Origin of the sequence: Promicromonospora sp. NPDC050880, assembly GCF_044456525.1 — a bacterium.
Classification (GTDB): Bacteria; Actinomycetota; Actinomycetes; order Actinomycetales; family Cellulomonadaceae; genus Promicromonospora.
The window spans coordinates 454,157-469,086 of record NZ_JBITFV010000002.1 but is presented as its reverse complement, the minus strand read 5'-3'; the positions used below and the strand labels follow the sequence as shown (position 1 = coordinate 469,086).

The 14,930-nt window shown below is 74.3% G+C and carries 14 protein-coding genes; 7 read left to right on the top strand and 7 right to left on the bottom strand.

What is annotated here, in order from left to right; all coding sequences use genetic code 11:
- Position 1 precedes the first annotated feature (1 nt).
- Positions 2-712, bottom strand: a complete 711-nt coding sequence (locus ACIBBF_RS05975; protein WP_397411485.1) for a hypothetical protein — start codon at positions 710-712, stop codon at positions 2-4.
- A 77-nt stretch (positions 713-789) separates the two neighbouring features.
- The gene (locus ACIBBF_RS05970) at positions 790-1,845 is read right to left on the bottom strand and encodes a GlxA family transcriptional regulator (RefSeq protein ID WP_397411483.1); all 1,056 of its coding nucleotides are present in this window, start codon (positions 1,843-1,845) and stop codon (positions 790-792) included.
- 83 nt (positions 1,846-1,928) lie between these two features.
- On the opposite strand from ACIBBF_RS05970, the gene ACIBBF_RS05965 reads away from it, so the two are divergent.
- Complete coding sequence (locus ACIBBF_RS05965; protein ID WP_397411481.1) at positions 1,929-3,236, top strand: MFS transporter; 1,308 nt, start codon at positions 1,929-1,931, stop codon at positions 3,234-3,236.
- Positions 3,237-3,326: 90 nt separating this feature from the next.
- Positions 3,327-4,541, top strand: a complete 1,215-nt coding sequence (locus tag ACIBBF_RS05960) for a trans-sulfuration enzyme family protein (RefSeq protein WP_397411479.1) — start codon at positions 3,327-3,329, stop codon at positions 4,539-4,541.
- Positions 4,542-4,545: 4 nt separating this feature from the next.
- Here the strand turns inward: ACIBBF_RS05960 and ACIBBF_RS05955 are convergent, their stop codons facing one another.
- Positions 4,546-5,676, bottom strand: a complete 1,131-nt coding sequence (locus tag ACIBBF_RS05955; protein WP_397411766.1) for an acyl-CoA dehydrogenase family protein — start codon at positions 5,674-5,676, stop codon at positions 4,546-4,548.
- A gap of 192 nt (positions 5,677-5,868) precedes the next feature.
- On the opposite strand from ACIBBF_RS05955, the gene ACIBBF_RS05950 reads away from it, so the two are divergent.
- From ACIBBF_RS05950 to ACIBBF_RS05935, 4 genes are all read left to right on the top strand, one after another.
- The gene (locus ACIBBF_RS05950) at positions 5,869-7,572 is read left to right on the top strand and encodes an aldehyde dehydrogenase family protein (protein ID WP_397411477.1); all 1,704 of its coding nucleotides are present in this window, start codon (positions 5,869-5,871) and stop codon (positions 7,570-7,572) included.
- A gap of 177 nt (positions 7,573-7,749) precedes the next feature.
- The gene (locus tag ACIBBF_RS05945) at positions 7,750-9,330 is read left to right on the top strand and encodes an AMP-binding protein (protein WP_397411475.1); all 1,581 of its coding nucleotides are present in this window, start codon (positions 7,750-7,752) and stop codon (positions 9,328-9,330) included.
- Between the two features lie 23 nt (positions 9,331-9,353).
- Positions 9,354-10,562, top strand: a complete 1,209-nt coding sequence (locus tag ACIBBF_RS05940) for a D-alanine--D-alanine ligase family protein (RefSeq protein WP_397411473.1) — start codon at positions 9,354-9,356, stop codon at positions 10,560-10,562.
- A gap of 61 nt (positions 10,563-10,623) precedes the next feature.
- A complete protein-coding gene (locus ACIBBF_RS05935; RefSeq protein ID WP_397411471.1) occupies positions 10,624-11,157 on the top strand; it encodes a hypothetical protein in 534 nt (177 codons plus the stop codon).
- A gap of 7 nt (positions 11,158-11,164) precedes the next feature.
- Here the strand turns inward: ACIBBF_RS05935 and ACIBBF_RS05930 are convergent, their stop codons facing one another.
- Positions 11,165-11,920, bottom strand: coding sequence for a TetR/AcrR family transcriptional regulator (locus ACIBBF_RS05930; RefSeq protein WP_397411469.1), 756 nt, complete (start codon positions 11,918-11,920; stop codon positions 11,165-11,167).
- On the bottom strand, positions 11,917-12,393 hold the full coding sequence (locus ACIBBF_RS05925) for a DUF3515 family protein (protein ID WP_397411467.1): 477 nt from the start codon (positions 12,391-12,393) through the stop codon (positions 11,917-11,919). Before ACIBBF_RS05925 ends, ACIBBF_RS05930 begins: the two co-directional genes overlap by 4 nt.
- Positions 12,394-12,416: 23 nt before the next feature.
- Here ACIBBF_RS05925 and ACIBBF_RS05920 point away from each other — a divergent pair, with 23 nt between their 5' ends.
- Positions 12,417-13,667, top strand: coding sequence for a thiamine-phosphate kinase (locus tag ACIBBF_RS05920; protein ID WP_397411465.1), 1,251 nt, complete (start codon positions 12,417-12,419; stop codon positions 13,665-13,667).
- Between the two features lie 102 nt (positions 13,668-13,769).
- On the opposite strand, the gene ACIBBF_RS05915 is transcribed toward ACIBBF_RS05920, so the two are convergent.
- Positions 13,770-14,282 carry a GNAT family N-acetyltransferase gene (locus ACIBBF_RS05915; RefSeq protein ID WP_397411463.1) on the bottom strand — a complete coding sequence of 171 codons (513 nt, stop codon included), beginning with the start codon at positions 14,280-14,282 and terminating at the stop codon, positions 13,770-13,772.
- A 154-nt stretch (positions 14,283-14,436) separates the two neighbouring features.
- Positions 14,437-14,634: a 50S ribosomal protein L28 gene (rpmB, locus tag ACIBBF_RS05910; protein ID WP_119143026.1), complete on the bottom strand. Its 198-nt coding sequence runs from the start codon at positions 14,632-14,634 to the stop codon at positions 14,437-14,439.
- Positions 14,635-14,930: the final 296 nt, after the last annotated feature.

Below are 14,930 nucleotides of genomic sequence, written 5' to 3'. Positions count from 1 at the left end.
GTCAGTGCCGGACGTCGACCACGACGCGCGTCGGGTTCTCCAGGAGGAACACCCGGAACGGCCGCTCGCCCTCGTCGATGCCCAGGAACGCCGTCGTGTACCCCTCGAACCAGTAGCGGTACACGACCTCGTCCACCGACTCCGTGTCCTCCGGCTCGATGCGGTCGCCGGCGAACTCCTCGACGCCGCTGTCCGTCGGGGCCGCGGTGCCCGACAGGGACACCCGCAGGATCGCGTCGCCGTCCACCTGCACGGCGTGGCCGGATCCGTCGTCCGTCGCCTCGTCGACGTACTCGACGCGCCAGCCGGGCCTGCCGCTGCCCGTGCCGTCCAGGTCGAACACCACGCGGTCGTAGCCGTCGTGCCGGGCCACGCGGACGTCCGTGACGGACAGGAACGTCTCGCCCTCGCCCGTGGGCTCCGCGGTGTCCGGCCGGGTGTCGGCGGCGAAGGGCGGGCCCGCCGCGGTCTCCGTCGCTGGGGCGGTCGGGTCGGGCGTGCCGTCGCCCGGTGCGCCGGCGCCGTCGTCGCTCGTGCCGTCGTCCGGCTCGCTGTCGTCCGGTGTGCCGTCGTCCGATGGCGGGACCGAGGCGACGGGCGCCGGCTCGGACCCGTCCGTTCCCCGGTCAGGTTCGGTGGTGCCGGTGCAGCCGGCCAGGAGCAGCGCGGCGACTGCGGCTGTCAGGGCAGTGCGGAGTCCGGCTCGTCCCATGGCTCCAGCGTAGGTCCTGACGTGCGCCGGAGGTGGTCACGGATCGGTCACCTCTGCACCGCCACCCCGCCGCCGGTTCACGCCGCGGCGTCCCCCTCGCGACGGAACGTGCGGCGGTAGGCCGACGGCGTCACCCCGAGCGCCGCCTGCACGTGGGCCCGCAGCGACTGGGCCGTGCCGAACCCGCAGCGCCGGGCCACCTGCTCGACCGGCAGGGCCGTGGTCTCCAGCAGGGTCCGGGCGTGCTCCACGCGCTGCCGGGTGAGCCACTGGGCGGGGCTCTCGCCGGTCTCGTCCCGGAACCGGCGGGTGAAGGTGCGCACCGACATCGCCGCGTGCCGGGCCATCGCGGCCAGGGTGAGGGGCTGCTCCAGGCGGTCCAGCGCCCAGGCGCGGGTGGCCACGGTGCCCGCGTCGGCGCCGTCCGTCCCGGCGCCGGCGGACCGGACAGGTCCCGGCAGGGGCCGCCGGACGTACTGCGCCTGGCCGCCGTCGCGGTGCGGCGGCACCACCGTGCGCCGGGCGACGTCCTGGGCGACCGCGGTGCCATGGTCACGCCGCACCACGTGCAGGCAGAGGTCGACGCCGGAGGCCACGCCCGCCGAGGTGAGCACGTCGCCGTCGTCCGTGTACAGGACGTCGGGGTCGAGCCGTACGCGCGGGTAGAGCCGCCGGAAGCGGTCGCTCTCCAGCCAGTGCGTCGTGGCGGGGCGGCCGTCCAGCAGCCCGGCGGCCGCGAGCACGAAGGCGCCCGTGCAGATGGACATGAGCCGTGCGCCCGGCCGGATCCGGGCGAGCGCCGTGGCGAGCTCGGGCGTCAGCCCCGCGTCCCCGGCGGCCGGGTCCGCGCCGTCCGGTCCCGTGGTGTGCGACGCCGGGACCACCACCGTGTCGGCCGTCTCCAGGACCTCGGGCCCGTGTTCCACGTGGACCAGCACGTCGGAGTCCGACCGCACCAGGCCCGGGCCGCCGGGTGTGCAGGTCACCACGTCGTACAGGGGCCGGTGCCCGGCGTCGCGCGCGATGCCGAAGATGCGGTGCGGGATGCCCAGCTCGAACGGGATGAAGCCGGGGCGGATCAGGACCGCGACGCGGTGCCGGCGTGGCGCCGGGGACAGGGTGCTCTGGGCCATGGCCCCAGCATATGGCCCGAACCTATCGATGCGTGTCCTTCGGGCCACTGTTCCGCGCGCAGAGGTCACAGCATGCTGATGCCGTGACCCAGACAGACGTCCCCGCACATGCGGGCCGGAACGCCCCGCAGCCGCCGCGCCCCGCGCCCCGCATCCACCCGGCCTGGTGGGTGGCCCTGGTCAGCTTCGTGACCGTCATGTGCGCCGCGGCCTTCACCGCGGCGCCCGGCCTGTTCGTGGACCCGCTGCACGCGGAGCTCGGCTGGTCGCGCGCCACTATCGGGTTCGCGGTCGGCCTCCAGTCCGTGCTGTACGGGCTGACGGCGCCGTTCGCCGCCGCCCTGATGGACCGGTTCGGCATGCGCCCCGTGGTGAGCCTCGCGCTCGTGGTCATCACCGGCGGCGCCCTGTCGACCGTGTGGATGTCGGAGCCCTGGCAGTTCGTGCTCGGCTGGGGCCTCCTGGTCGGCGTGGGCAGCGGCAGCATGGCGCTCGCGTTCACGGCCACCGTCACGGGCCGCTGGTTCGTGGCCCGGCGCGGCCTGGTCAGCGGCGTGCTCACGGCGGCCACGGCGTCGGGCCAGCTCGTGTTCCTGCCCCTGCTCGCGTGGATCGTGGAGAACCAGGGCTGGCGGCCGGCGTCGGTCACGGTGGCCATCGCCGCGCTCGTCGCGATCCCGCTCGTGCTCTTCCTGCTGCGCGACCACCCCGCGGACATGGGGCTGGCGCCCTACGGCGGCACGTACGCGCCCAAGCCCGCGCCCACGCGTGGCGCGGCCCGCCGCGCCGTCACCGCCCTGTTCGACGCCGCCCGCACCGGACCGTTCTGGCTGCTCGCCGGCGCCTTCGCGATCTGCGGCGCGACGACGAACGGGCTGGTCCGCACCCACTTCGTGCCCGGCGCGCACGACCACGGCATGCCCATCACGGTGGCCGCGAGCCTGCTCGCGGTGATCGGCGTCGTGGACGTGATCGGCACCATCGGCTCCGGCTGGCTGACCGACCGGTACTCCCCGCGCGTCCTGCTGGGCGTGTACTACACGCTGCGAGGTGTGGCGCTGCTGTTCCTGCCCTCGCTCATGGCCCCGCACGTGGAGATGCCGATGGTCTTCTTCATCGTGTTCTACGGGCTCGACTGGGTGGCGACCGTGCCGCCCACGCTCGCCCTGTGCCGCGAGTTCTACGGCGAGGACGCGCCGATCGTCTTCGGCTGGGTGCTCGCCGCGCACCAGGTCGGCGCCGGGGTGGTGGCCTACGCGGGCGGCCTGGTGCGCGACACGACGGGTTCGTACGACGCGGTCTGGTACGGCGCGGGCGCCCTCTGCGCCGGAGCGGCGCTGATGTCCCTGGTGGTCCGCCGCGTCCGGCAGCCGCGGGTGTCGGGCGCATGACGCGTCCGGGTGGCCTGCGGGCCCGACCCCGCCGGATCGCCTCGCGGACGGCCGGGGCGCCGGGCTCGGGGCGGCCGTATTCTCCGGACCATGAGCACCACCCCTGAGCCCGGCACCCTCGCCCCCGCCACGATCGCCGTCGCCGCCGGACGCCCGGCCCGCGAGCAGGGCGGTCACGTCAACCCGTCCGTGCCGATGAACTCGACGTACGTCTCGCGCGGCGTGGTCACCCCGGACGAGCTGTCGTACGCGCGCGGGGACAACGACGCCTGGCACCCGTTCGAGGAGGCGCTCGCCGCACTGGAGGACGGCGGTGCCGGGACGGCCCGCCGGGCGGACGGCGATGCGTCCGGGCCGGGCGCCGCCGCCACCGCGATCCTGTTCTCGTCCGGGATGGCCGCCGTCGCCGCGGCCTTCTCGCTGGTGCCCGACGGCGGCACGCTCGTGCTGCCCCGCCACGCCTACCAGGCGGGCATGGTGCTGGCGCGGCAGATCTCCGAGCGGCACGGCGTGACCCTGCGGTACGTCGACATCGCGGACACGGACGCCGTGGTCGCGGCCCTCGACGGCGCGGACCTGCTGCTGGTCGAGTCGCCCACCAACCCGATGCTGGAGGTGGCGGACCTGCCCGCCGTGCTCGGCGCGGCCCGCGCGGCCGGTGTGCGCTCGGTGGTCGACAACACCTTCGCGACCCCGCTGGGCCAGCGCCCGCTGGAGCACGGCGCGGACGTGGTGCTGCACTCGGTGACCAAGTACCTGGCGGGCCACTCCGACGTGGTGCTCGGTGCGCTCGTCACGCGGGACGCCGCCCTGGCCGCGACCCTGCGCGACCACCGCACGCTGCACGGCGCCATCGCCGGACCCTTCGAGGCCTGGCTCGCGCTACGTGGCCTGCGCACCCTGGCGCTGCGCTTCGAGCGGGCCCAGACCAACGCCGCCGAGCTGGCCCGGCGCCTCGCGGACCACCCCGAGGTCGCCGAGGTGCGGCACCCTTCCCTGCCCGGCGACCCCGGGCACGAGCGTGCGAAGGCCCAGATGACCGGGTTCGGCGCCATCATCGGCGTCCGCCCCCGGCCCCGGCCCGGGAGTGCCGACGACGTCGCGGCGCGGGCCGACGCCGTCGTCGACGCCGTGCGCCTGTGGCTCCCCGCGACCTCGCTCGGTGGCGTGGAGTCGATGCTGGAGCGCCGCCGCCGGTGGGGCACGGAGGCGACGACGGTCCCGGAGGACCTGCTGCGCCTGTCGGTGGGCATCGAGGACGTGGAGGACCTCTGGGTGGACCTGGACCGGGCGCTGCGCGCCTGACCCGTCAGTCCAGCGGGCCCAGCAGCGACTGCGCCACCGTCGCGTGCGCCGAGTCGTCGCTGGAGGGGTGGAAGATCCCCGCCAGCACGTCGCGGTACAGCCGGCCCAGCTCCGAGCCGTTGAAGTAGGTGGAGCCGCCCGAGACCCGGATCGCCTGGTCCACGATCTCGCGCGCCGCCTCGGTGACGCGCACCTTCAGCCCGGCGGTCGCCCGGAACCAGCCCGCGCCGCGGTCCAGGGCGGGATCCGCCGCCGAGGCGTCCAGGTCGCGCGTGATCCCGTCGATCTGCAGCCAGACGGCGTCCTGCGCGAGCGCCATGTCGGCGATCCGCCGCCGCACGTCGGGGTCCTGCGCGTACGCCGTGCCGGTCTTCATCGACGTGCGGCGCCGCGCGGCATCGACGGCGAGCTCCAGCGCCCGGTCCGCGATGCCCGCGTACACCGACGACAGCAGCACCTCGAACGAGGTGAAGATGCCGAGCACGTACGGGTCCAGCGACGGCCCGGGCGGCAGCAGGCGCAGCACCCGGGCGGCCGGCGCGTGGGCGCCGTCGAGCATCGTGGTGCGCGACTGGGACGCACGCATGCCGATCGTGTCCCAGTCGTCGAGGATCTCGAACCCGCCACCGTCGCGGGTCACGAAGGCGTGCACGAGCCGGGGGTCCCCGCCCTTGCCGTCCGGCGCCTCCAGGCCCAGCACGCCCAGCCGCGTCCAGGCGGGGGAGTTGGACGTGAAGATCTTGCGGCCGTGGAACGTGTACCCACCCACGCCGTCGGGCCGGGCCTCGGTGCGCGAGCCGAGCAGCACCAGGTCGTTGCCCGGCTCGGAGTAGCCGAAGCCGAACACCTCGCCCGCCGCGGCCTCCGCCAGCAGCCAGTCCAGCGACGAGTCGCCGCGGTCGTGCAGGTAGCGGCCCACGCCCACCCATACGTGGTGCATGTTCACGGCCAGCGCGGTCGCCGGCGCGTGGGCGGCGAGGCGCGCCTGCTCGCGGGCGGTCTCGTGCAGGGTGCGGCCCGAACCACCGAGGGCCGTGGGGACCATCGCGCCGAGGTAGCCCGCGGCCTGGAGGTCGGCCAGGTCCTCGGCGAAGAAGGCGTTGTCGCGGTCGTAGTCGCCGGCGCGGTCCCGCATGCCGGCGAGCAGTTCCTCGGACAGGAGAAAAGTCACCCCATGAGGCTAGCCCCGGTGCGCAATGCCCGGCGTGGAAATTCCCGCCGGGAAGTGTGCCGGCCGGTGTCGCCCTCGACCCGTCCCGCCCTCTAGGCTGGGCCCGCGAACTATTGGAGCACGCGTCAGTGAGACCGCGGTCGAAGGAGACAGCAGATGAGCGTGACCGACACGCAGGCCGGCACACGGCGCGACCTCGACCGGGCCGTCGAGGAGCTCAAGGTCGGTGCCGAACGGTGGGCGCACACCCCGGTCGCAGACCGCGCCGCGCTGTTCCGCAGGGTCCACGCGTCGATCGCCGGTGCCGCCCAGGACTGGGTGGCCGCCGCGGTCGAGGCCAAGCAGATCGAGCCGTCCGCCCCCTACGCGGGCGAGGAGTGGATGACCGGCCCGTACGGTGCCCTGGAGAGCGCCGCCGCCTACGCGCGGTCCTACGAGGCGCTCGCGGCCGGCGGTTCCCCGCTCGACGGGTTGCACGTCGGCGTGGCCCCGGGCAACCGGGTGGCGGTGCGGGTGCTGCCGCGCACCGCCCAGGAGTGGGTGCTGTTCAACGGCTTCCGGGCCGAGGTGTGGATGCCGCCGGGCGTGCCCGGACGTCAGGTGCGGGCCGAGGCCGGCCTGGGTGCGGGCAAGGTGGGGGAGTACGGCGGCGTCGGGCTGGTGCTCGGTGCGGGCAACATCTCGTCCATCGCCCCGCTCGACGCGTTCTACGAGCTCGTCGCGCACAACCGCGCCTCGCTGGTCAAGCTCAACCCCACGTTCGACGGCCTGCTGGACGTCTACCGTGCGGCGCTCGCGCCCCTGGTCGAGGCGGGGGTGGTGCGGGTGGTCACGGGCGACGCCGCCGTCGGCGCCTACCTCACGCGGCACGACGGCATCGACAAGGTGCACGTCACCGGGTCCGCCGGCACGCACGACGCCATCGTGTGGGGCACCGGCGAGGAGGCCGGGCGGCGCCGCGCCGCGGGCGACCCGCAGCTGACGGTGCCGATCACGAGCGAGCTGGGCGGCGTGGCCCCGATGATCGTGGTGCCGGGCCGCTGGAGCGCTGCCGACCTGCGGTTCCAGGCCGAGCACCTGGTGTCCATGCGCCTGCACAACGCCGGGCACAACTGCGTGGCGGGCCAGGTGGTCGTGCTGTCGGCCGACTGGGCGCAGAAGGACGACTTCCTCGCGGAGCTGCGGGCCGCCCTGGCGCGGATGCCCGCCCGCGACCCCTGGTACCCGGGCACGGACGCGAAGGTGGCCCGGGCCCGGGACGCCCACCCGCGGGCGGAGCACCTGGCCGGCCGGATCCTGACCCGGGTCGAGCCGGGCGACCCGGCCTGCACCGACGAGTACTTCGCGGCCGTCCTGGCGTGGATCGAGGTGCCGGGACACGGGGCCGAGTTCCTGCGCGCGGCCGTCGGCCTCGCCAACGACTCCCTGTCCGGGACGCTCGGCGCCAACGTCGTCGTGCGGCCGCAGGACCGCCGGGCGATGGGCCCGGCGTTCGACGGGCTGATCGCCGACCTGCGCTACGGCACCGTCGCGATCAACGCGTGGACGGGCGTGAGCTTCCTGCTGCCGGGTGCCACCTGGGGCGCGTACCCGGGGCACACGCTCGCCGACGTCGGCTCCGGCATCGACGTGGTGCACAACGGGCACCTGCTGTCCGGGCCGGAGCGGACCGTCCTGACCGGCCCGTTCCGGCCGTTCCCGCGCAGCGTGCTGCGCGGCGAGCTCTCGCTCTTCCCGAAGCCGCCGTGGTTCAGCGGTTCCCGCAGCGGCACCGAGACGGGCCGGGCCCTGACCCGGTACGCGGCGGCGCCGTCGTGGGGCCGGCTGGTGCCGGTGCTGCTCGCGGCGTTCCGGGCTTGACGGCCCGTCACCGCGGCCGGTCCGCCGGCACCGGCGGCCCGACCGCGGGGGCGACGCCGGGCGCCGGTCCGTGCGCGCGGCGCCGTCTGCCGCGACAATGCTCGTGCGTCATGCTGGTGCGTCATGCTCGTGCGCCGGACGACGAGGTCCGGCGCCCCGACCGCAAGGAGACCGAAGATGGTTGTCCGCAGCCCGCTGCCCGACGTGGAGATCCCGTCCGTCAGCGTCCACGAGTACCTGTTCGGTGACATCACTCCCGAGGACCAGGACCGGGTGGCGGTGGTCGACGGCGTCAGCGGGTCGGTCACGACGTTCCGCTCGCTCCTGGCCCAGATCGACGCGGTGGCGGGCGCGGTGGCGGCCCGCGGTCTCGGCGTCGGTGACGTCGTGGCCCTGCACGCGCCGAACGTGCCCGCGTACGTGACCGTGTTCCACGGCCTGCTGCGGGCCGGGGTCACCGTGACCACCGTGAACGCCCTGGCCAGCGCCCCCGAGGTGACCAAGCAGCTCGCCGACTCCGGTGCGCGGCTCCTGATCACCGTCTCGGCGCTGCTCGCGGCGGGCGGCGCCGGGGCCCGGGGCGCCGGCCTGGGCGACGACCAGATCGTGGTGCTCGACGGCGCCGACGGTCACCTCTCCCTGGCCGACCTCCTGGCCGATCCGCACCCCGCCCCGGACGTGTCGTTCGACCCCGCCACCCACCTCGCCGTCCTGCCGTACTCGTCGGGCACCACGGGCCGGCCCAAAGGCGTCATGCTCACCCACACCAACCTCGTGGCGAACGTGGCGCAGACGCTGGCCATCGGCGTCGGCCGGGACGACGTGGTGCCGTGCGTGCTGCCGTTCTTCCACATCTACGGGATGACGGTGCTGCTCAACCTGGCCCTGCGCACCCGCGCGCGGCTGGTGACCCTCCCGCGGTTCGACCTGGGGCAGTACCTGGGGGTGATCCAGGAGCACCGGGCGACCTTCCTGTTCGTGGCGCCACCCATCGCGCTCGCCCTGGCCAAGCACCCGCTGGTCGGCGAGCACGACACGAGCAGCGTGCGGGCCGTGCTGTCGGGCGCCGCGCCGCTGGACGAGAAGCTCGCGGCGGCGGTCGCCGACCGGCTCGGCGTCCGGGTGCTGCAGGGTTACGGCATGACGGAGATGTCGCCGGTCTCGCACTGCATCCCGTTCGACCGCCCGGACATCTCGCCGGGCGCTGTCGGCCTGCTCGTGGCGGGCATGGAGGCGCGGATCGTCGACCCGGCCACCGGCACGGAGATCGACCAGCCGGCGCAGGGCGTCTCCGACCCGGGTGAGCTGCTGTGCCGCGGGCCCAACGTGATGCGCGGGTACCTCGGCAACCCGCAGGCGACGGCGGACACCCTGGAACCGGACGGGTTCCTGCACACGGGCGACATCGTGACGGTCGACGCCGGCGGTGTGTTCCGGGTGGTCGACCGGCTCAAGGAGCTCATCAAGTACAAGGGCTACCAGGTGCCGCCCGCCGAGCTGGAGGCGCTGCTGCTGACGCACCCCGGGATCGCCGACGCGGCGGTGATCGGCGTACCCGACGAGGAGGCCGGTGAGATCCCGAAGGCCTTCGTGGTGACCGCGCCGGGGGCGACGCTGACGGAGGCCGACGTCGTCGCGTTCGTCGCCGGGCAGGTGGCCCCGTACAAGAAGGTGCGCGCGGTGGAGTTCATCGAGGCGGTGCCGAAGTCGGCGTCCGGCAAGATCCTGCGCAAGGACCTCCGGGCGACCGCGGGATAGCCGGTTCCGGTAGTCTCGGCGCGATGTCGCAGCACACCGAACCAGCCTCCGTGGGGGACGGCGAGTCCCTCGTGCCGGCGCCGGCCGACGACCGCACGCCGGCCGCCGGCACGCCCGACGCCGCCGGGCGGACCCGCGTGGTGATCCTGTTCGGCGGGCGCTCCGGGGAGCACGGCATCTCCGTGGCCACCGCCGGCGGCGTGCTGGGCGCGATCGACCGCTCGAAGTACGACGTGGTGCCCGTGGGCATCACGTCGCAGGGGCAGTGGGTCATCGCGGCCGACGAGCCCGAGCGCTGGGCGATCACCGAGGGCCAGGCCGCGGAGGTCCCGGCGTCCGCGGCCGAGGTGGTGCTCCCGCTGACCGTCGGCGACTCCGCGCTGCGCGTCATGGAACCGGGCCAGGTGCCGTCCGCCCTCGCGGACGTCGACGTCGTGTTCCCGCTGCTGCACGGCCCGTACGGCGAGGACGGCACCCTCCAGGGCCTGCTGGAGCTGGCCGACGCCCGGTACGTCGGGTCCGGCGTGCTGGCCTCCGCCGTCGGCATGGACAAGCACTTCATGAAGATGGTGCTCGGCGCGCAGGGCCTGCCCGTCGGCCCCTGGGCGGTGATCAAGCCGGGCGACTGGGAGCGGCGGCACGACGACGTGCTGCGCTCCGTCGAGGCGCTGGGCCTGCCCGTGTTCGTCAAGCCGGCCCGCGCCGGGTCGTCGCTCGGCGTGACCCGGGTGGACACGCTCGACGACCTGCCCGCCGCCGTCGAGGAGGCCCGCCGGCACGACCCGAAGGTGATCGTCGAGGCCGCGATCGTCGGCCGGGAGATCGAGTGCTCGGTGCTCGGCGGGCGCCACGGCGAGCGGGCCCGCGCGTCCCTGCCGGGCGAGATCGTGGTCACCGACGAGTCCAAGGACTTCTACGACTACGAGTCCAAGTACTTCGACGAGTCCGCGGTGGAGCTGAGCTGCCCCGCCGACCTGCCGGACCACCTCACCAAGGAGGTCCAGGAGATCGCCGTGCGCACGTTCGAGGCGGTCGACGCCGAAGGGCTGGCCCGCGTGGACGTGTTCGTCACGCCGGACGAGCGGGTGGTCGTCAACGAGATCAACACCATGCCGGGCTTCACGCGGTACTCGATGTACCCGCGCATGTGGCAGGCCTCCGGGATGAGCTATCCGGAGCTGATCGACGAGCTCGTCCAGCTCGCCCTCGAACGGCCCACCGGCCTGCGCTGATCGCCTGTACCCTGCCTCTGACCACGGCCGGGACCCTCCGGCGGGGCGCTGAGGAGGCAGGATGCTGGGCGAGCCGCGCTACAAGTACGCGGTACGTGAGGTACGGGTCGCGAACGGTGTGCTCACCGTCGGGCTGACCTCGTTCGCGCTCGGCAACGTCATGCGGCTCGAGGTGATCGGCGTGGCCAAGCCGCAGCCCATCGGCGCCTGGGCCAACCAGGTCGCGTACCCGTTCGGCATCGTCGCGGTGGTGGTCCTGCTGCTGCGGATGGCAGGGGCGGACGGCATCCCGTGGGAGGCGGCGCTCGCGATGGCGTGCGCGGGCGCGGCGTGGCCCGCGGCCCGCCTGTGGCAGCGGACCGGGTTCTGGAAGCCGGTGTGGAAGTACCCGGTGTTCGCCCTGCAGATGGTCACCGCCTCGCAGCACGTGCACCGTCTCTGCGCGCACGACTCCCGGCACCTGGCGGCGCTGGCGGAGCTGGTGAGCGCGGCGATGAAGGACCCGTCGATCTCCTACAGCGGCACGGTTCTGCTCATCACGAACGCCGACGCGCTGCACACCATGGAGGCCGGCAAGGACTCGATGGTGCGGTGAGCGCGGGTCAGCGCACCGTCGGGTGCGGGTCCAGCCCCATCTGCGCCAGCAGCGCGGAGACCATGTCCTCGTGCAGCGCCACGTGGTCGCCGAACGCGAACTCCTGGTGCCCGTACACGGCCATGCACTGCAGCCCGTAGACCTGCCGCCAGGCCGTGACCATCAGGTGCGCGACGCCGAGCGGCAGGTCCGGCCCGCCCACCGCGTCCCGGTACCGGCGCACCTGGTCGGCCAGCGCGGGGTCGATGTCGTCGTCGGCCGGGTGCGGCACGCCCGACGCCGCGAGCGTGCGGAACAGCGGTACGTAGTGGCCCCCGACCATCTCGGCCATGCGGCGCTGGAGGGTGTGGCTGGTGGTGCCGTCCGGCAGCTCCGCGCGGATGCCGGAGCCGATGATCAGGTCGAACTCGGCCGGGTTGCGGACCGCCCAGTCGAGGGACACCCGCGAGGAGGCCACGAGCGCGGCCGCGACGTCCCCCGGCTCCTGCCGCGCGACGGCGGCGCCGAGCTGGTCCAGCACCTCCTCGACGATGAGCGCGCAGAGCTGGGCGATGACGTCCTGCCGGTTCTCGAAGTGCCGGTACAGCGCGGGCGGCGTGACGCCGACCTCCTTGGCGACGGCGGCCATCGTGAGCTTGCTCAGGCCGTGCTGCCCGGCGAGCTGGTGGCGGGCCGCGGCGAGCACGTCGCGGCGCAGCTCGTCGCGCAGCCGCTCGCGCCGCGACTGGACGGGCGGGACGGTGGGGGCTGGTGCTGGGCTCACTGACACTCCTTCGTGGCAGGTACCTGCGTGACGGCCGATGCGAGGTCCGCGATGAACGACGTCGAGTGGTCCTCGGTGACCGCCGGCGGCACGACCACCTCGACCGCGGGCTCGCGGCCGTAGGTGACGAACGACCACGTGCCCTTGTCGTCGGTCGTGACGATCCAGTCGACGGCGGTCCCGTCGCCGGAGTCCACGTGCTGGCAGTCGGCCGACGGGCCGAGCTGGGCCACGCCGCACCGCATGGTGACCGCGCCGCCGGGCTCGCCCCAGGCCGCCGTGGCCTGGGAGTCCGTGGGAACCTTGGGCAGATCGCCGCCCAGCTCGTCCGGCACGGCGAGCATGACCTCCGCGCACTTCGGGTCCGCGGCGTGCGGCGCCGCCTCCACGCCGATGGTCCGCGCACACCCCGCCAGCGCCACGACGGTGAGGACGGCGGCGGTCGATGCGGCGAGGAATCGGGCGGCAGGCACGGAGATACGTTACCCGGCCCCCGATGGTGGACGTCCCTTATGGTCTACCAGTGAACGGTGCCCCCACACTCCGCGTCCGTGACCTCTCCGAGGAGCAGATCCTCGAGCACATCGTGCCCCTGCTGCCCCGGGGCGATGCCACGCTGGTCGGCCCGGGCGACGACGCCGCGGTGCTCGCGGCGCCCGACGGCCGGTTCGTCGTCTCGACCGACGTGCTCGTCGAGGACCGGCACTTCCGCGCCCGCTGGTCCACGGGGTACGACGTCGGACGCCGGGCCGCCGCGCAGAACCTCGCCGACGTCGCGGCGATGGGCGCGCGACCCACCGCGCTGGTCACGTCGCTGGTGGTGCCCGGGGACACCGACCTGGAGTGGGTGACCGGCCTGGCCCGGGGCCTGGCGGACGGCTGTGCACCGGTCGGGGCGGGGGCCGTGGGCGGGGACCTCGCGGGCGGACCCTGCCTGATGGTGAGCGTGACGGTGCACGGTGACCTGGAGGAGCGGGCGCCGGTGCTGCGGTCCGGGGCCCGGCCGGGCGACGTCGTCGCGCACGCCGGGGTGCAGGGCTGGTCCGCTGCGGGGCTGGCGCTCCTGGAGGCCGGGCTGGTGCAGGCCCCGCTGTCGCCGGCGCCGCTGGAGGTCACCGACGGCGTGGTGCTCGAGGACGCCTGGGAGCGGCTGGTCGCCGCGTACCTGCGGCCGGACCCGCCGCTCGCCGCGGGCATCGCGGCCGCCCGGGCGGGGGCCACGGCGATGCTCGACGTCTCGGACGGCCTGCTGCGGGACGCCGGCCGGGTGGCCCGGGCGAGCGGTGTCCGGCTCGACCTCGACCCGGACGCGTTCCCCGCGGGCCGGGCGGAGCTGCGGTCGGCGGCGCGCGCCGTCGCGGCCGCCACGGGGCTGGGCGACCCGGGGTGGGGTCCGGGGCGCTCGGACGTCGACGGGCTGACCGACGCGTGGGTCTGGTCCGGTGGGGAGGACCACGGGCTGCTCGCGACGTTCCCGGCCGGGACGGTGCTGCCGGCGGGCTGGACCGCCGTCGGCCGGGTGCTGGATCCCGGGTCTGCTGCGGCCGGGTCTGCTGCGGCCGGGTCTGCTGTGACCGGGTCTGCTGCGGCCGGGTCTGCTGTGGCCGGGTCTGCTGTGGCCGGGTCTGCTGTGGCCGGGTCTGCTGTGGCCGGGTCTGCTGTGGCCGGGTCCGCTGTGATCGGGGACGTCACGATCGGTGGCGAGGCACCGACGGCGACCCCGGGCTGGGACCACTTCCGGGCGTGAGATCGGCACCATCCTGGCGAGGTCGGCACTTTGCACCGAGATCGGTACAGGCCTGTGCCGACTTCGAAGCAAGGTGCCGACCTCGCCAGGAGCGTGCCGACCTCAGCCCTTGCGGAAGCGGAGCTGCTTGAGCGGGCGGCCGCCGATGTCGTCGATGCGCTCCGTGCCGTCGTGCTGGAAGCCGTGGCGGCGGTAGAAGTGCTGGGCGCGCTCGTTGCCCTCCAGGATCCAGAGGCTCACGACGGTGCCCGGGGCCAGCCCGTCGAGCACCGTGCGCATCAGGTCGCGGGCCACGCCGCTGCCCCAGGCGCGCGGATGCAGGTAGATGGCGTAGATCTCGAGGTCGCCCGGGTCGGCGTCCTCGTCGCGGCACGGTCCCACGCTCGTGAAGCCGACCGTGCCCTGCTCGTCCTCGGCGACCAGCACCGTCGTGTCGCGCGCGCCGACGGCGGAGGTCCACTGGCCGGCGCGCTGCGTGACGTCGAGCGACGCCAGGTAGGAGTCGGACAGGATCTCGGAGTAAGCACCACGCCAGGACGCGATGTCGACGCGGGCGATGGCCTCGGCGTCGGTTCGTGTCGCTGGGCGGATGGTCACGTCTTCCGGTGCCATCATGACCTCACCTTTTCACCCGGTGGTGGCCGGCGCAACCACCTCTTGGGTCCAGATTTAAGGTTACGGGAACGCCGAAGACGCCCACCAGGCGTTCCGGGTGGGCGTCTTCGGGAAAAGCTGTGCGGATCGCGTCAGCGACCCGGCTGCGGCAGCGTCAGGCCGAGACCTTACGCGTGACCTTGCCGGCCTTGAGGCAGGAGGTGCACACGTTGACACGCTTCGGGGTACCGCCCACGATCGCGCGGACGCGCTGGATGTTCGGGTTCCAGCGGCGCTTGGTGCGGATGTGGGAGTGCGAAACGCTGTGCCCGAAGCCCGGGCCCTTGCCGCAGACGTCGCAGTTGGCAGCCACGGTGTCTCCTGAATGTCGTGCACGCCTGTGCAGAACGACAGCACGACGTGATGGATGGTCTAAGGGGGACGCCCGGACACCTCGGAGCGAACAACGCTTCTCGGCCGACCAGGCAACTTCGACAGAGTACCCGATCGCGGGCCGGGCCCTCAAACCGTAGCGCCGAGGTGGTGCGTCACACCTGGCGCCGGACGGGGCTGTGGATCGTCGCACGCGAGTGCCCCGGCCGCTGGGTACGGTGGGATCCGTCCGCGGGCAGGTGCCCGGGGGCGTCCGGTGCCGTGCCCGCGCGCGGC